The organism is Kluyvera sp. 1366 (assembly GCF_054823405.1).
The window spans coordinates 374278-392106 of sequence record NZ_JBTRDW010000002.1 but is presented as its reverse complement, the minus strand read 5'-3'; the positions used below and the strand labels follow the sequence as shown (position 1 = coordinate 392106).

Annotated in this window: 14 protein-coding genes; 5 read left to right on the top strand and 9 right to left on the bottom strand. The window is 53.1% G+C overall.

All coding sequences use genetic code 11. The annotated features are described in order from the left end of the window. Positions 1 to 35: 35 nt before the first annotated feature. The gene (dsbB, locus tag ACVLVH_RS05315; protein WP_101764203.1) at positions 36 to 566 is read right to left on the bottom strand and encodes a disulfide bond formation protein DsbB; all 531 of its coding nucleotides are present in this window, start codon (positions 564 to 566) and stop codon (positions 36 to 38) included. Between the two features lie 320 nt (positions 567 to 886). Here dsbB and fadR point away from each other — a divergent pair, with 320 nt between their 5' ends. Beyond that, a complete protein-coding gene (fadR, locus tag ACVLVH_RS05310; protein ID WP_101764204.1) occupies positions 887 to 1606 on the top strand; it encodes a fatty acid metabolism transcriptional regulator FadR in 720 nt (239 codons plus the stop codon). A 37-nt stretch (positions 1607 to 1643) separates the two neighbouring features. Here the strand turns inward: fadR and ACVLVH_RS05305 are convergent, their stop codons facing one another. After that, on the bottom strand, positions 1644 to 3179 hold the full coding sequence (locus ACVLVH_RS05305; protein ID WP_101764205.1) for a SpoVR family protein: 1536 nt from the start codon (positions 3177 to 3179) through the stop codon (positions 1644 to 1646). Between the two features lie 493 nt (positions 3180 to 3672). Here ACVLVH_RS05305 and ACVLVH_RS05300 point away from each other — a divergent pair, with 493 nt between their 5' ends. Together ACVLVH_RS05300 and dadX are read left to right on the top strand one after the other, a co-directional pair. Continuing rightward, positions 3673 to 4974, top strand: coding sequence for a D-amino acid dehydrogenase (locus ACVLVH_RS05300; RefSeq protein ID WP_101764206.1), 1302 nt, complete (start codon positions 3673 to 3675; stop codon positions 4972 to 4974). A gap of 21 nt (positions 4975 to 4995) precedes the next feature. Continuing rightward, a complete protein-coding gene (dadX, locus tag ACVLVH_RS05295) occupies positions 4996 to 6066 on the top strand; it encodes a catabolic alanine racemase DadX (RefSeq protein ID WP_192411701.1) in 1071 nt (356 codons plus the stop codon). On the opposite strand, the gene ACVLVH_RS05290 is transcribed toward dadX, so the two are convergent. The 6 genes from ACVLVH_RS05290 to yeaG form a co-directional block, all read right to left on the bottom strand. Further along, complete coding sequence (locus ACVLVH_RS05290) at positions 6059 to 7252, bottom strand: multidrug effflux MFS transporter (RefSeq protein ID WP_192411702.1); 1194 nt, start codon at positions 7250 to 7252, stop codon at positions 6059 to 6061. The two genes, dadX and ACVLVH_RS05290, sit on opposite strands and share 8 nt — an antisense overlap. Before the next feature lie 113 nt (positions 7253 to 7365). Further along, complete coding sequence (gene wbaP, locus ACVLVH_RS05285) at positions 7366 to 8832, bottom strand: undecaprenyl-phosphate galactose phosphotransferase WbaP (RefSeq protein ID WP_498948907.1); 1467 nt, start codon at positions 8830 to 8832, stop codon at positions 7366 to 7368. Positions 8833 to 9209: 377 nt separating this feature from the next. Beyond that, positions 9210 to 9443: a DUF1480 family protein gene (locus ACVLVH_RS05280; RefSeq protein WP_110866277.1), complete on the bottom strand. Its 234-nt coding sequence runs from the start codon at positions 9441 to 9443 to the stop codon at positions 9210 to 9212. A 77-nt stretch (positions 9444 to 9520) separates the two neighbouring features. Then, complete coding sequence (locus ACVLVH_RS05275; RefSeq protein ID WP_192411703.1) at positions 9521 to 11248, bottom strand: potassium/proton antiporter; 1728 nt, start codon at positions 11246 to 11248, stop codon at positions 9521 to 9523. 230 nt (positions 11249 to 11478) lie between these two features. Beyond that, positions 11479 to 12756: a YeaH/YhbH family protein gene (locus ACVLVH_RS05270; protein WP_101764212.1), complete on the bottom strand. Its 1278-nt coding sequence runs from the start codon at positions 12754 to 12756 to the stop codon at positions 11479 to 11481. 91 nt (positions 12757 to 12847) lie between these two features. Next, a complete protein-coding gene (yeaG, locus tag ACVLVH_RS05265) occupies positions 12848 to 14782 on the bottom strand; it encodes a protein kinase YeaG (protein WP_008110364.1) in 1935 nt (644 codons plus the stop codon). A gap of 408 nt (positions 14783 to 15190) precedes the next feature. On the opposite strand from yeaG, the gene ACVLVH_RS05260 reads away from it, so the two are divergent. Then, complete coding sequence (locus ACVLVH_RS05260; RefSeq protein ID WP_110866275.1) at positions 15191 to 15940, top strand: MipA/OmpV family protein; 750 nt, start codon at positions 15191 to 15193, stop codon at positions 15938 to 15940. Between the two features lie 80 nt (positions 15941 to 16020). Beyond that, positions 16021 to 16872 carry an aldo/keto reductase gene (locus tag ACVLVH_RS05255; protein WP_312463730.1) on the top strand — a complete coding sequence of 284 codons (852 nt, stop codon included), beginning with the start codon at positions 16021 to 16023 and terminating at the stop codon, positions 16870 to 16872. A gap of 23 nt (positions 16873 to 16895) precedes the next feature. On the opposite strand, the gene ACVLVH_RS05250 is transcribed toward ACVLVH_RS05255, so the two are convergent. After that, a complete protein-coding gene (locus ACVLVH_RS05250; protein WP_192411705.1) occupies positions 16896 to 17768 on the bottom strand; it encodes a D-hexose-6-phosphate mutarotase in 873 nt (290 codons plus the stop codon). Positions 17769 to 17829 lie beyond the last annotated feature (61 nt).

The window sequence follows — 17829 nt, the reverse complement described above, 5'->3', positions numbered from 1 at the left end:
AAAACAGGCAGCCAGGGCTGCCTGTTTTTTTGTGTTTAACGTCCGAACAGATCGCGGCGTTTCGGTTTGAACGGTTGTGCAATCAACACCAGCAGCGCCACCAGCAGATAAGCGCCGAATATCACGATCATCCACTGCGGCATGCTCCAGGTCAGGAAAGTCCAGCCGCGCTCGGCGCAGTCACCGCTGGCCACAAACACCGAAGGCAACCATTTATCCAGTGGCAACCAGGCTGGGAAACGTGCGGCAAAGTCGCAGGTGACAAACGGATTGGGATGCAGCTGAATCATGGTGTGATCGTAAGAGAGGCGAGTGCCTTCAATCGCGCTATAAATCCAGATGAGGATCGCCGCCCAGCGCAGCGGGGTTTTCGGTGCAATCGCACCCACGATGCCCGCGCCCATCACGCCAAACAGCGCGCAACGCTCATAAATACACATTACGCAGGGTTGCAGCCCCATGACGTGCTGAAAATACAACGCCGTCAATTCAAACGCTAGCGCCGTTAGGGCCAGCAGAAGCCAGGCACCGCGTCCACGCGAGCATTGATTCAAATATCGCAACATATTGCTTTTCCTGTAACCGTTATTGTTTCGCAGTGTAAACCAAAAGCGCAGCCGTGCCAGCCAGGTAAAGGGAAAAAATCATGTACAAAAATGACTTAAGTCGCGTTGAGGCCAAAAAAGATCCGGCCATGCGCTTCATCCGATAAGTGCAAGCCACGCACGCAGCGCAAACGTGTGCTTGCCAACGTTGTTTCATCTGAATTCACGGCTGAATTTTGCGACAGCGCGCGCTTTTAATCGGTTGGCAGGCTATTTCCGCTATAGCCGCTCTGGTATGATGAGTCGCATTACGATAAAGAAAGCAACGAGAAATAAATGCTATGGTGATTAAGGCGCAGAGCCCCGCGGGATTTGCGGAAGAGTATATCATTGAAAGTATCTGGAACAGTCGTTTTCCGCCGGGATCCATTCTACCTGCCGAACGTGAGCTTTCTGAACTGATTGGCGTGACCCGCACCACGTTGCGTGAAGTCTTGCAGCGTCTGGCGCGCGATGGCTGGTTGACCATTCAGCATGGTAAACCGACGCGCGTTAACGATTTTTGGGAAACCTCCGGTTTAAACATCCTCGAAACCCTGGCCCGACTCGATCACGATAGTGTCCCCCAGTTGATTGATAATCTGCTGTCGGTGCGGACTAACATCTCTTCGATTTTTATCAGCCGTGCGCTGCGTCATCATCCAGATAAAGCGCGCGAAGTGCTGGAAAATGCGCTGATCGAGGAAGACAAAGCCGAAGCCTATACTGAGCTGGATTATCGCGTGTTCCGCGGCCTGGCGTTTGCATCAGGTAACCCGATTTATGGTCTGATTTTGAATGGCCTGAAAGGGTTGTATACCCGCGTTGGTCGTCACTACTTCTCCAGTCTGGAAGCGCGTGAACTGGCGCGAAACTTCTATCGCCAGCTGGCTGACCTGTGCGTGGCTAATCCTTCGCAGGAGCAGATTGTCGATAGCGTGCGTGAATACGGACGCCGCAGCGGTGAGATTTGGCACAAGATGCAGAAAAGCATGCCGGACGATTTAGCCAGCAAGCGATAAAATAAAAACCGGACTTCGACAGTCCGGTTTTTTTGCCTTACAACGTTGGGCCGCGCGTGGGCGAACGATCCAGCAACTCGACGCTGCCGTCTTCATTCTGCTGCTCCAGAATCACATCAAAGCCCCACAAACGGTGCACATGCTTCAACACTTCTTTGCGGCTCTTATCGAGCGGCGCACGCTGTTGCGGCACATAACGCAGCGTCAGTGAGCGATCGCCACGCAAATCCACGTTATAGACCTGAATGTTAGGTTCCAGATTGCTCAGATTGTACTGCGCCGACAGCTGCTGACGAATGGCGCGGTAACCCGCTTCATCATGGATCGCTGCAATTTCGAGGAAATTGTTGCGGTCATCATCCATCACCGTAAACAAGCGGAAATCACGCATCACTTTTGGTGACAAGAATTGGCTGATAAAGCTTTCGTCCTTGAATTCACGCATGGCGAAATGCAGGGTTTTCAGCCAGTCGGAACCGGCAATGTCCGGGAACCAGTAGCGATCTTCTTCGGTCGGTGTCTGACAGATGCGTTTAATGTCCTGGAACATCGCGAAGCCCAGCGCATACGGGTTGATGCCGTTATACCACTGGCTGTTATACGGTGGCTGATACACCACGTTGGTGTGGCTGTGCAGGAACTCCATCATAAAGCGTTCCGACACTTTGCCTTCGTCATACAGATGATTAAGGATGGTGTAGTGCCAGAAAGTGGCCCAGCCTTCATTCATCACCTGCGTCTGTTTCTGCGGATAAAAATACTGGCTAACTTTGCGCACAATGCGCAGCACTTCACGTTGCCAGGATTCCAGCAGCGGCGCATTTTTTTCCATGAAATAGAGCAGGTTTTCCTGCGGTTCAGAAGGGTAGCGCGATGCCTCAACGTGCACCGACTCTTTCTCTTTACGCGGCAGGGTACGCCACAGCGTATTCACCTGACTCTGCAAATACTCTTCGCGGCTCTGCTGGCGCGCCTTCTCTTCCTGCAGCGAAATTTTCTGCGGACGCTTATAGCGATCCACACCGTAGTTCATCAACGCATGGCAGGAATCGAGCAGCCGCTCAACTTCCTCCACGCCATAGCGCTCTTCGCAGTCGGTAATGTAATTTCGCGCAAACAGCAGGTAATCCACAATCGAACTGGCATCGGTCCAGCTGCGGAACAGATAGTTATTTTTAAAGAAAGAGTTGTGACCGTAACAGGCGTGCGCCATTACCAGCGCCTGCATGGTCATGGTGTTCTCTTCCATCAAATAGGCGATACACGGATTGGAGTTGATGACGATCTCATACGCCAGGCCTTGCTGACCATGCTTGTAGCGCTGTTCCGTTTCGATGAATTTCTTGCCGAACGACCAGTGCGCATAGTTGATCGGCATACCCACGCTGGAGTAGGCATCCATCATCTGCTCGGAGGTGATCACTTCAATTTGGTGCGGATAGGTTTCCAGTCCGTAACTTTTGGCTACGCGGTCAATTTCCGCCAGATAATCATCCAGCAGTTCGAAGGTCCAGTCGGGACCATCACTGAGTCGTTTACTGTTGCGGGTTGGCTCGTCAAAGATTGTCGTCATAGCGCACCTCTGTTTTGCAAGCGGCAGGAGTTACCTGTCACGATCGTTTAAGGCCTCATCCTGAGTAAAGATGGCCCAAAAAACTGAGCGAACACTTCAATGATAGTCCACTGTCGCCTATCCGAAACTGAATCTCAATCGAATTCTTTTGGCAGAAAATCATTCAAAAAGCGTTAGTTAAGCTGATACTGATGACAAGTGTTGGTTAGTTTTCATTTTGCAGAATAATGCGCTGTTTATAAGTGGATTGTATGACTGCGGCGCTTTCTCCTGAAAAAAGTCAAAACCGCTCCCTTCCGCATAATAAATGGCTGATTAAGGGATTTAAGGCATAAAAAATCCTGATTTTGCCGCTGTTGCATGATTTCAGTGTGCAGTCAGGTAAAAAACATGTGAAATAAGTCGGTCGAATGTAAGATTTCAATAGCGGTCGGGTTATGCTGTGTTGGGCTGGGTTAATAGTTAATTATTCTTTTGCTGCGACGAGGGGCTTATGCGCGTAGTGATTCTTGGTAGTGGTGTCGTTGGGGTAGCGAGCGCATGGTATCTGGCGCAGGCCGGACATGAGGTCACGGTTATCGATCGTCAACCTGCCGCCGCGCTGGAGACCAGCGCCGGTAATGCGGGACAGATTTCACCGGGCTATGCTGCACCCTGGGCGGCGCCGGGCGTTCCGCTGAAAGCGGTCAAATGGATGTTCCAGCGTCACGCGCCGCTGGCGGTACGTCTCGATGGCAGCAAATTCCAGCTGGAATGGATGTGGAATATGCTGCGAAACTGCGACATGCAGCACTATCAAGAGAATAAAAGCCGCATGGTGCGCATCGCGGAGTACAGCCGCGACTGCCTGAAAACGCTGCGCGCCAGCACCGGCATTGCCTATGAAGGTCGGCAGGGTGGCACGCTGCAGCTATTCCGCACGCAGCAACAGTTCGAAAGTGCCAGCAAGGATATCGCCGTGCTGCGCGATGCGGGCGTGCCCTATGAGCTGCTGGAAGCGCATCAGCTCAAAAATGTCGAACCTGCGCTGGCGGCCACGGCGCATAAACTCACCGGCGGTTTGCGTCTCCCTAACGACGAAACCGGCGACTGCCAACTGTTCACCCAACGTCTGGCTGCGATGGCAGCGGCGGCGGGCGTAACCTTCCGCTACAACACCTCGGTTGATCAGTTGTTGCGTGAGGGCAATCGCATTTATGGCGTGAAGTGTGGCGATGAAGTGATCAAAGCCGATGCTTACGTGGTGGCTTTCGGTTCCTATTCAACCGCGCTGCTAAAAGACATTCTCGCCATCCCGGTTTACCCGTTGAAAGGCTATTCGCTGACGATTCCAATCAAGAATGCCGACGCCGCACCGGTTTCCACCATCCTCGATGAAACCTACAAAGTGGCGGTAACGCGCTTTGACGATCGCATTCGCGTGGGCGGCATGGCAGAAATTGTTGGTTTTAACACCAAACTGTTGCCGGCACGACGCGAAACGCTGGAGATGGTGGTCCGCGATCTTTATCCTGAAGGCGGTTTTGTCGAACAGGCCACGTTCTGGACCGGACTGCGTCCAATGACGCCAGACGGTACGCCGATTGTCGGGCGCACGCCGCTCTCCAATCTCTATCTCAATACCGGTCACGGTACGCTGGGATGGACGATGGCTTGTGGTTCCGGTCAGCTTCTGGCTGATTTAATTTCCGGTCAGAAACCGGCGATTGCCGCAGATGATTTGTCAGTGCTGCGCTACCTGCCAGGTTTTGAGCCACATTCTTCGCCACTGCGTAACGCCAGCGCGGCGCGCTGAGACCTCAGGGAGAGTAAAAGCATGTCACGTCCAACCGGTGCCACCATCAATCATCAGGCACTGCGTCATAATCTGGCCGTTGTTCGCCGGGCGGCCCCGCAATCACGCGTCTGGTCGGTGGTAAAAGCCAATGCGTATGGTCACGGTGTGGCTCGCGTGTGGCAAAGCCTGGCGGAAACCGATGGTTTCGCTCTGCTGAATATGGAAGAGGCGATCCTGCTGCGTGAGCAGGGCTGGAAAAAACCGATCCTGCTGCTGGAAGGTTTCTTTCATGCCGAGGATTTAGCGCTAATCGATCGTTACCGCCTCACCACCAGCGTGCACAGCAACTGGCAGATTCAGGCGCTGGCAAAAGCGCAGCTGTCGGCACCGGTCGATGTGTACCTCAAAATCAACAGCGGCATGAACCGGCTTGGTTTCCGTCCTGAGCAGGCTCATGCGGCGTGGCAAAAACTGCGCGCTCTGCCGAACGTCGGTGCAATGACGCTGATGGCGCACTTCGCTGATGCGGAGAATCCGCAAGGAGTTGTTGAGCCGATGAAGCGCGTCGAACTGGCGGCGGAAGGGCTCGATTGTCCGCGTTCCCTGTCTAACTCTGCGGCTACGCTGTGGCATCCAGAAACCCATTTTGACTGGGTGCGTCCGGGCATCATTCTCTATGGCGCGTCACCGAGCGGCGACTGGCAGGATATCGCCAGCACCGGATTGCAGCCGGTGATGACGCTCACCAGTGAAATCATTGGCGTGCAGCAGCTGAATGCCGGTGACGGCGTGGGTTACGGTTATCGCTATCACGCCAGCGGCGCCCAGCGTATCGGCATCGTCGCCTGTGGTTACGCCGATGGCTATCCACGTCATGCGCCCACCGGCACGCCAGTCAGCGTGGATGGCATACGCACGCAAACGCTGGGCGCCATCTCCATGGACATGATGATGATCGATTTAGAACCTTGCCCGCAGGCCGGCATCGGTTCAAAGGTGGAGCTGTGGGGCAATCAGGTGAAGATCGATGAGGTGGCAAAAGCCGCCGGAACGGTGGGCTACGAGCTGATGTGTGCGCTCGCGCCACGCGTTCCGGTTGAGGTTATTTAAGCGCGGTCACGCGACCGTGCATTTTCTTACTGCAGCGCCAGGCGGTCAGTGCCAGCGCTGCACCCAGCAGCATCATCAATGCCAGTGACGACTTCTCCGCAACGGGCAATGCCACGATTGCCATGCTGCCGCCCGCACCACACGCCATCTGAATAAATCCCTGCAGTGCTGAGGCCACGCCCGCTTGCTGCTGATACGGCTCCAGCGCGTAGCTGGTGGCGGGCCCGACCGTGAACGCCAGGCCGGCAACGGAAACCGCCACGGGAATCATGTACAGCGCCCAATGGTTTTGCCACGCCGCCGGTAACAGCGTGGTGCCCATCATCAACAGGATCGCGCCGATCAACATGGTGGCGAAACCCATCGCCAGGCAGAACGGGCGTCCTGCTTTGCGAATGGTTTTGTTCACGAACGCGCTAACCAGCATGATCCAAAACCCGTTGGCGCCAAAGGCGAAAGAGAATTGCAACGGCGTCAGGCCGCCTTCGGTCATCAGCACGTGTGGCGCCAGCGACACATAGGTCAGCACCATGCCCAGCGCGCCGGCATTGGCAAAGGCAAAGGCGAGAAAGCGCGGTTCACGGGCGATGGCAGCATACTGCGCCAGCGGTAAACCTTTAACGCGTAGGGTGTCCGCCGAGCGCGTTTCCGGCAGCCACAGCAGGACGATCAAGCCGATCACCACCGCATAGCCGCACAGGAACCAGAACGGCATCCGCCAGCCGTAGGCTTCGGCGAGGATCCCACCCAGCAGTGGCGCCAGCGCGGGAACGATATTCAGCGCACCATTGAGAAAGCCGTAAGCGCGTGCGGCATCCTCGCCACTGAGACGGTCACGCACGCCGCTGAAGGCCACCACCGCCGTGCAGCACACCGCGCAACCCTGAATGATGCGGGCGAGAAAGAACACCGGCCACAGCGTGCTCGTGGCGGCAATCGCGCTGCCAATGATATAAAGCGCAAGACCAATTAACGCGAGCGGCTTACGACCAAAATTATCCACCAGCGGACCGGTAATCAATTGGCCAATGCCCATCACCAATAAAAACAGAGGAATCGTGATTTGGATGAGGCTCACCGGGCTGTTAAGACCCTCGGCGATTTGCGGCAATGTCGGGAGGTAAAGATCAATGCCAAGCGGCGCCAGCAGCACCAGGCTAAGAAGTATTAAGGTGAATTTTTGCATTACGAACCGGACGACCTGTTAAACAATCCGGAAGGGTAATGACTCTTAGGGGAAAAAGAAAGGGATAATAAAAGCGATGCCTGCCGAAGTGCACAGACATCGCCTCGAGGGTATTAGTAAGCGCCGTCGCGACGAACCACTACGCCAGCGGTTTTGAACAGAATCGCAATGTCAGTCCATAACGCCCAGTTTTTCACGTACCAGGAATCGAAGTAGACGCGCGTATCGTAGTCAATGTCGTTACGTCCACTGACCTGCCACAAGCCGGTCATGCCCGGTTTCGCCATCAGGTAGTAATCCACATCACCGGCATAACGCTCCAGTTCTGCTTCAATCACCGGACGCGGACCGACCAGACTCATTTCGCCACGAATCACGTTCCACAGTTGTGGCAGCTCATCAAGGCTGGTTTTGCGCAGGAAGTTACCAATTTTGGTCACACGCGGATCGTTTTTCAGTTTGAAATCACGGTCCCATTCGGCACGCGCTTCCTCGCTGGTCGCCAGCAGGTTTTGCAGCACTTCCTGCGAGTTGGTCACCATTGAGCGGAACTTCAGGCACTTAAACTTCACGCCATCTTGCCCAACGCGTTCATGACCATAAATCGCATTGCCGCCGTCACGTTTCACCATCGCACACAGCAGACCAAATACCGGTCCGAGGAACAGCAGCAGCATGGATGCCACCACGATATCGAAGGTGCGTTTCAGGAAGCGCGATGAGCGTTTCGCCAGGTTGTTGCTGACGCGCAAAATCATCACTTCATGGCTGAAGATGAATGACATATCGGTGCCATACAGCGGCACGCCGCGCAGCGTTGGGATCACGGAGATTGAACGGCACTTCATTTTGGATAGGAACTTCAGCCATTTATCGCGCACCACTTGCTGCTCAAATTCGGTGGCGACGATAAATTGGGTGTTGTCACGGTCCATGGTTTGCCAGTTGATGTCTTTCCAGGTGATCACCGGAACGCCATTAACCTTCTCATGCTGTTGGTCATCATCCAGCGAGATAAACGCCTGCACGTTATAACCGAGGATCTCCTCGCTCTGCAGCGCCGCAAAAGCTTCCATGGCATTTTTACCGGAACCAATGATGATGGTTTCCTTCTGCCACTGACCTGCGCGGTTGATGGCGCGTTTTACCACGGCACGCATCAGCGGCAGCAGCAGCAGAGCGTAAGTCCAGCTAAATACCCAAACCATGCGCGAGAAGTCCCATTTTGAAAAGGCAATCAACGCCAGATCAAGCAGAGAGAAGACGAACAGGGTTTTAATCACTTCTTTCAGTTCAAACCAAAACGGCTTGCGATAAGTGTAGTGACGCATACGCACCCAGAACCAGGCGGTGCAAAGAATAGAAAGGCTAAATTGGGCAATAAACCGGTATTCAATCTGCTGGGGCGGAATAAAGGTATCCAGTTCGCCCCAAATACCTTGAACGGTGGCGGCAGATAAAAACAATGCCAGATTTAATGCAATTAAATCCGAGAAACTAAGTGCGACTTTTGCGATGAGGTTTTTGCGCAGTCCGCTCCACGAGCGGGTTGCATCATTCATTATCAAAGTACTTGCCATAAAACCTGCTCTCTTTTCTTAAGTAAAAGATGGCCTGACCAGAATCAAGTACGCGCTCAGGAGTGGTCCGCTGAAAAATGGAAAGAAGTATTCTTTCAGCGAGATATAAGTCAGTGCTGCCATAAGCGCTGCAAGGAAAGGACCGTTTGAGACGTGATGCACGTCACGAAAAGCTGCAGCAACGTTTAAGAGTATGCAGGAGTTATTTGACAGAGTTAATATGGAAATAGTCTGAAAAGGAAATAAATGACTAAAGAAATAATTGGCTATTTAATTGAAATGTATGGTTAAAAGTTAATTAATCGCGAATATTACGCTTCATTTTAAGACAGCTTTTCGGAATGACCGCCATTCACATCAATGGCGGCGCCAGCCAATCAGGCGGGTTTTTTTAATACCCACAGGTCCTGCTGCTTGTCATAGTGTCCGATTTGCAGATCGACAGCCTCTTCATCAATCCATGCCGGTACACTGGTATCCACATCCCAGCCGTCGAGTTGGTCACTCAGGCCGGGATTGGTATGGCAGGGAATACTGACAGTGTCGCCATTGTCACTATTGAACTCTGCATCAACGATTTCATATTGACCAATCTTCACCACGCGTCCCATTACATTCTCCCGTATTTGCTGGGTTGAATAGTGAGCATAGTCGTTCACACGCAGTTTACGAGCGATAAAGCCTCGGATTAATCCTTGTCTTCGCTGACGCGCACACCGACCTTCACAATCTGGTTATCTTCTTTCTCTGCCACCGTCCAGGTTAACTGCTTCCATTCCACCTGATCGCCAACCACTGGCGTGCTGCCGAGCAAACTCATTATCAGCTGTCCTAGCGACTGCTGATCGTTGGTCTGTTCATCTAACTCCAGGCCGTAAATTTGCGCCACGTCGCGCAGGCGCGCCTCGGCATCCAGAATAAAGTCGCCGAAGAAGCGTTGATCCAGCGATACCGGCGGCGATTGACTAAACATTTTGCCCAAGGCGGGGAGATCGCGCTCACGGCCAATCACACACAGCACATCGCCTTCTTTCAGGCGCGTATTGCCGTTGGGATGCATTAACGCGTTATCGCGGAACAGGGCGGCGATGCGGGTTTCGCGCGGCATCTGCAAATCACGCAGCGCTGCGCCGACGCACCATTTGTCGGCGCTTAGCTGGTAAATAAATTGTTCCCACGGATTCTCCGGATGGATATCCAGCCCAACCCGGCTAATCGGCGAGGCGGTTGGTGGCACCACCACTTTGGCGCGTTTGGCGGCATAGCCCAGCGAAGTGCCTTGCAGCATCAACGACACCAATACTACAAAGAAAGCGATGTTGAAGTAGAGCTTGGCGTTCTCCAGCCCGGCCATCATCGGAAATACGGCGAGGATGATTGGCACTGCGCCACGTAAGCCCACCCAACTGATGAATATACGTTCGCGTCCGGTGAAGCCTTTGAACGGTAACAGACCAACCAGAATCGACAGCGGGCGCGCCACCAGAATCAACCACAGCGACAGAATCATCGCCGGCACCGCGATGTGCCACAAATCGGACGGTGTCACCAGCAAGCCCAGCACAATGAACATGCCGATTTGGCTCAGCCATGCCATGCCGTCAAAGGTTTGCAAAATACCGTGGCGGTTGCGAATCGGGCTGTTGCCCAGCAGGAAGCCGCACAGATACACCGCCAGAATGCCGCTGCCTTCCATCACGGTGGTGAGCGCAAACACGATGATGCCGCCACTCACCGCCAGCAGCGGATATAAACCCTGCGCCAGATTGATACGGTTAATCAACTGCTGCAGCGCCCAGCCGCCGCCCAGGCCTAATACGATGCCAAGACCAAACTGCTGCACCAGATGCACCACAAACATCCAGCTCAGGCCGGACTGGCCTTGCTGAATCATGTCGATCAGCGTGATGGTGAGAAACACCGCCATCGGATCGTTGCTGCCGGATTCAATTTCCAGCGTAGAGCTGACACGTTCGTTGAGGCCTTTATCACCCAGCAGCGAAAATACGGCGGCGGCATCGGTAGAACCGATAATCGCGCCAATCAGAAAGCCCTGCATCAGATCGAGCTTAAACAGCCAGGCAGCGGCAACGCCGGTTAACCCTGCGGTGATCATCACGCCAACCGTCGCCAGCGATAATGCCGGGCCGAGCGCCACCTTTAGCGAAGACGCTTTGGTGCGCATCCCGCCATCAAGCAAGATGATGGCTAGAGCGAGGTTTGAGACCAGATAGGCGACGGGATAGTTATCAAACGCGATGCCACCGATACCATCAATCCCGGCCAACATGCCGAGAGCGAGGAAGATCACCAGAATCGGAATGCCAAGGCGTGAGGAAAAGGAACTGAGCAAAATACTTGCTGCTACCAGCACGGACCCAATAATGAACAAACTGTAAATCATGCTGGTATTCAACGGCGTTCTCCTGCGGCGGGGCAAAAAAGACAAACTGCGGGCGATTCACACAGACAAGGTGGAAAGATAATGCCTTATCAATAGCTTGTCAGCGCTTAATTGCACATTTTTTCATTCTGTGGGGCCGCATCCCATATACAGCTAAATTTGTATGAAAAAACAACAGGAAATGGCGCGAAGTGAGCGGGGCTGCTGCAAAGAAAAAGCCGGTCAGTGACCGGCTTATAAACTCAGGCTTCTGCAGCCTGTTTGTGGAAAAGTTCTCTAAATACCGGATAGATGTCTTCTGGCTCGCGAATATGTTGGATTGCGAAGTTATCAAACATTGCCTGCAGATGTTCATACTCGCGCCATAAGGTCTGGTGCGCGCGACGCGTGATCTCGATATAGCTGTAATAACGCACAACCGGCAGAATATGTTTGGCTAAGATCTCGTGGCAGAGTGGCGAATCATCGGCCCAGTTATCCCCATCCGACGCTTGCGCCGCATAGATGTTCCACTGTGACGGGTCATAACGCTCTTTAACCACCTCATCCATTAACTTCAGTGCACTGGAAACAATGGTGCCGCCCGTTTCCTGCGAGTAGAAGAACTCCTGTTCGTCGACCTCTTTCGCCTGAGTGTGATGCCGGATGTACACCACGTCGACGTTCTTGTAAGTACGGCTCAGGAACAGATACAGCAGAATGTAGAAACGCTTCGCCATATCTTTGGTAGCTTGATCCATCGAACCAGACACGTCCATCAGGCAGAACATCACGGCCTGGCTGGAAGGTTCTGGTCGCTTCTCGAAGTTTTTGTAGCGCAGGTCAAAGGTATCGATAAACGGCACGCGGTCGATGCGCGCGCGCAACTCAGCGATCTCTTTACGTAAACGCTCCTCTTCCAGTAACTGCGCCGGTTCGCTGGTTTCCACTTCGGCTAGCGTAGCTTCCAGTTCGTTTAACATGCGGCGTTTACCCGCCGTCATCGCCGTACGACGAGCCAGCGAGTTCTGCAGTGAGCGCACCACGCTGATATTAGCCGGCGTACCGTTTGAGGTGTAGCCCGCGCGATGGGTTTTGTACTCGTTTAACTGCCGATGCTGATTCTTGCGCAGGTTCGGCAACGCCAAATCTTCGAACAGAAGATCGAGATATTCATCTTTAGATATCTGGAAGCTGAATTCGTCCTGGCCTTCACCATCCTGACTGGCGTTGCCCTGGCCGCTACCGCCGCTGCCGCCGCCACCTTGCGGACGTTCAATGCGATCGTTTTGCACGAAATGGTCATTCCCAGGATGCACGCGATGACGGCTGCCGCCGCGGCCCTGATGGAAGCTCGGTTCATTAATATCGTCAATTGGAATCGAGACCGATTCGCCGCTCTCGACATCGGTCACCGAACGCTTGTTGATGGCCTCGGAGATCGATTGCTTGATTTGCGACTTATAACGGCGCAGAAAGCGCTGCCGATTGACGGCGCTTTTGTTCTTACCGTTGAGACGCCGATCGATAAAATAGGCCATAAAAATCCCCCAAACTGCATTGCAAGCTTAGGCCGGGAAAACCCGGCCTCCTGTTGCAGCACCGAAGCGCCGCGACGCTTACAGATAACGATTATGAAGATTTACGCACGCGCAGATACCATTCGCACAGCAGGCGTACTTGCTTGCGGGTATAGCCTTTTTCCATCATGCGATCGACAAAATCATCGTGTTTTTTCTGCTCGTCCGTTGAGGTTTTGGTATTGAACGAAATCACCGGCAGCAACTCTTCGGTGTTCGAGAACATTTTCTTCTCGATGACCGTGCGCAGTTTTTCGTAGCTGGTCCAGTTCGGATTGCGTCCGCTATTCTGCGCACGGGCACGCAGCACAAAGTTGACAATCTCGTTACGGAAATCTTTCGGGTTACTGATCCCGGCAGGTTTCTCGATCTTTTCCAGCTCGGCGTTCAGCGATTCGCGGTCAAACAGCTGTCCGGTGTCAGGATCGCGGTACTCTTGATCCTGAATCCAGAAATCAGCGTAGGTGACGTAGCGATCAAAGATGTTTTGACCGTATTCAGAGTAGGACTCCAGATACGCGGTCTGAATCTCTTTACCGATAAACTCGGCGTATTTCGGAATCAGGTAGCCTTTCAGGTGCTCCAGATACTTCTCGGCTTGATCCTGAGGGAACTGCTCGCGCTCAATTTGCTGCTCCAGCACGTAGAACAGATGCACCGGGTTGGCCGCCACTTCAGCATGGTCAAAGTTGAACACGCGCGACAGGATTTTAAACGCGAAGCGGGTTGAAAGACCGTTCATGCCCTCATCAACGCCCGCGTAATCGTGATACTCCTGCCAGGATTTGGCTTTTGGATCGGTATCTTTCAGGCTTTCGCCATCATAGACGCGCATTTTGGAGTAGATGCTGGAGTTTTCCGGCTCTTTCAAACGCGACAGAATCGAGAAGCGGGCCAGGGTTTCCAGCGTGCCCGGCGCGCATGGCGCCGTGGTCAACTCACTGTGATCCAACAGTTTGTTATAGATCTTAATCTCTTCGGAAACGCGTAGGCAATAAGGCACTTTGACGATGTAAACACGGTCGAGGAAGGCCTCATTGTTTTTGTTATTACGGAAGGTGACCCATTCTGATTCGTTAGAGTGCGCCAGAATGATGCCGTTGAACGGCAGGGCAGAGATCCCTTCGGTACCGTTGTAGTTACCTTCCTGCGTGGCGGTCAGCAGTGGATGTAGCACTTTGATCGGTGCTTTAAACATCTCAACGAATTCCATCACGCCCTGGTTCGCGCGGCAAAGGGCACCTGAATAGCCGTATGCGTCAGGATCGTTTTGCGCGTGATTTTCCAGTTTGCGGATATCCACTTTACCAACCAACGCAGAGATATCCTGGTTGTTCTCATCGCCCGGTTCTGTTTTGGCAATCGCTACCTGCTCCAGAATCGACGGCCACACTTTCACCACTTTGAAGCGGGTGATATCGCCGCCAAACTCATGCAGGCGTTTCGCCGCCCAGGGCGACATGATGGTGCCCAGATAACGCCGTGGCACGCCATACTCTTTTTCCAGAATATTGGCGTCTTCCTGCGGGTTAAACAGGCAGAGTGGATGATCGTTTACCGGGCTGCGCTCGCCGTCGGCGCTCAGCACATAGATCGGCACACGCTGCATCAGCGCTTTCAGGCGCTCGGCCAATGAGGATTTACCGCCACCCACCGGGCCCAGTAAGTAAAGGATCTGTTTCTTCTCTTCCAAACCCTGCGCGGCGTGTTTCAGGTAGGAGACGATTTGCTCAATCGCTTCCTCCATACCGTAAAACTCTTCGAAGGCCGGGTAGCGTCCCATGACACGGTTGGAAAAGATTCGGGAAAGGCGAGGCTCTTGCGCAGTGTCAACCATCACCGGCTCACCGATGGCCATTAATAGTCGCTCGGCAGCGTTGGCGTATGCACTGCGATCCTGTTTACAGATGGCGAGGAATTCCTGCAATGAGAACTCTTCGTCCTTGGCAGCTTCATAACGCTGACGATAGTGATCGAATATATTCATAGCGATGCCCGTCCTTTCGTTTTTAGCACAGGTAAAGGAGCGTAATAAAAGTTTGTAGCAGCTCCCGGAAGATATTCTTTATTGAGTACAGCAACCCTTATGCCAACCTGACGTTTTTTTATCGGGATACACAATTCTTATGGTTACTCTGCTCGTACAAAAAAGTCTCGTCTTACATTTAACTGTAGAAGGCATTCAGAAAACCTGCAGCCACTTTTCTCCTTATTCAGCGATATATCAATAACAAAGTCTCATAAGCACTGAGGCAATCAACCTAAGCCGTGAGAGCGATGAAGCCACTGAGAATATTTCGCTATGCTGGTTAGAGAGCATCATTAAACGTTAACCGATAGCAAAAATTTGGTTAGACTCTGCGTGTGATTGTTATATTAATGGACTGAATAAATTGTGAACCAATTCAAACTTAAAGCGCTTACTCTGGCTATTCCTTGTTATTTTGCGGCGTTCGGCACTCATGCAGAACCCTTATCTCTTGGCGCTTCGGTGATTTATGCGCAGTCACCTTATCGGGGCGGACAAGACCGCTATCTGCCGATTCCGGTGATTAATTATGAAGGTGAAAACTTCTGGTTCCGTAGCCTGCAAGGCGGCTATTACCTGTGGAAAGACCCGCAGAATCAGCTGTCGCTGACGGTGCTGGGATCGCCGCAGCAGTACGATCCGAAAGACAACGATTTGGGTGACATGAAAGCGCTGGATAAGCGCCGTATGACGCTGATGGCCGGCGCCAACTATCGCCACGTTGCCGATTGGGGTATCGTGCGCACCGCTCTGCTGGGTGATGTGCTCAATAACAGCAATGGTTTAATCTGGGATCTCACCTATCTATATCGCTTTGATTTCGGCGCATTCAGCCTGACGCCGGGCATTGGTGCAATGTGGAACAGCGCCAATCAGAACCGTTATTACTACGGTGTTTCATCCCATGAAAGTGCGCGAACCGGCATCGCTGAGTATCATCCAGACGACAGCTGGTCGCCGTATGTCGAGATGAATGCCAGCTACCAAATCAGCCAAAGCTGGAACGCCAGCTTGTCTGGTCGTTACACGCGCTTCGACAGCGAAATCAAAGACAGCCCGATGGTCGATAAGAGTGGCCAGTTCACACTCTGGACCGGCATCAGTTACAGCTTCTGACGATTAAATAAACGCCTCGTAATGAGGCGTTTTTCTTACATTGCACCAATTCAGAGCCCCATATCAGCACAACAGGAGGAGTGATGAAGACTATCCAATTTCACGGTGAATCAGCTTTACCCGCTATTGGCCAGGGAACCTGGTATATGGGTGAGAATGCAGCGCTGCGCAGCCAGGAAGTGGGCGCACTGCAGGCGGGTTTAGATCTTGGACTTAAGGTTATCGACACGGCGGAAATGTATGCGGAAGGCGCTGCCGAAGAGGTGGTCGGCGAAGCGTTACGCGGCCGTCGCGATCAAGCCTGGCTGGTATCGAAGGTGTATCCCTGGAATGCCGGTGAAGTCGATGCTATCGAGGCCTGCGAGCGCAGTCTGCGCCGTCTGCAAACCGATTACCTCGATCTCTACCTGCTGCACTGGCGTGGCAATGTGCCCTTAGAAGAAACCATTCGCGCGATGGAATCCTTGCAGCAGCAGGGCAAAATCCGCCATTGGGGCGTCTCGAACTTTGACCATGACGATATGCTGGAACTGTGGCAAGAGCCCGGCGGCAAATCCTGTTTAACCAATCAGGTGCTGTACCACTTAGCGTCACGCGGGATCGAGTACGATTTGTTGCCGCAGTGTCAGCAGCGCGAGATACCGATTATGGCCTATTGCCCGTTAGCGCAGGCTGGACGACTGCGACAGGCGCTGTTTGACGATGCGCATCTTCAACAGATTGCACAACAGAAGGGCATCAGCGTGGCGCAAGTGCTATTGGCTTGGGTGATCCGTCAGCAAGGTGTTTTGGCCATTCCTAAAGCCAGCAGCGTTTCACATGTGCAGCAAAACGCGGCCGCGCTAAGTATCAATCTGACTAATGAAGAGCTGAGCATCATTGATCGGGCGTTTCCTGCGCCTCAATCTAAAACTGCATTAGATGTGGTTTAGCGGCGCAACGGCGCCGCATTTTATTACTTATTAACGATACGCATCGTGGTGCCTAAACGCGCAGGGGATTCGCCCGCGCTTTTTAGCGGCTTACTAATGCGCGCCGTTTCCACGCACACCATGGTTTTATAGCCTTCATTTGGCATGTCCCCCATGCTGCATGATAACTCCGGACCTGGATTCCACGTGACAACGTCACTCTGATAGTGGTGATAGACTTCAATCTGGCGTTTGCCCGCTTTATCGTGAATCACGCTGCAGTCATCCGCTGCGGTGTGAATACGATCCACGCGGTTGGGATAGGTTTGCTTGCCGTCGGATGCGCCAATCGCATTATCGTTAACCTTATCAATAAAGCTGTTACCCAATCCGCTCACTTCGACCTGTGTGATATCCGCAATCTGGAAGTAGCTGTGCAGCGCTGCGGTGGCTTCATAGTCGCCGTAAGCTTCCAGCTCAATTTCACAATGCTCAGCAATCCGGAAGCGAGCGAGCAGGGTGAAATCGTGCGGCCAGAGCTTTTTGGTTTGTGCGTTGCTTTCCAGCGTAAAAGTCAGCATTACCGCATCTTCGTTTTCGTCATGGGCGGTCAGCGTCCACGGCATATTGCGTGCAAAACCGTGCGCCGGTTCACCTGCCGGACCAAACCACGGCCAGCAAATCGGCACGCCGCCGCGGATTGCTTTACCTGTGGTAAACGGGGTTTTTTCACTGAGCCAAATCACCGGTTTTTGGCCGCTAGGCTGCCACGAAAGCAGATGCGCACCTTGCAGGGCAATCGCCGCACGCACTTTAGGATGGCTGATTACCACAATCGGCAAATCATCCTGCTGGCGCTGTGACAGATAAGGGGTGATTTGATTCACTACCGGAAGGGTATAAAGCGTATCTTGCATGGTCAGACCTTCTCTTTTATCCAGTCGAAAAAAAGGGGCGACCGAAGTCACCCCTTGTCCG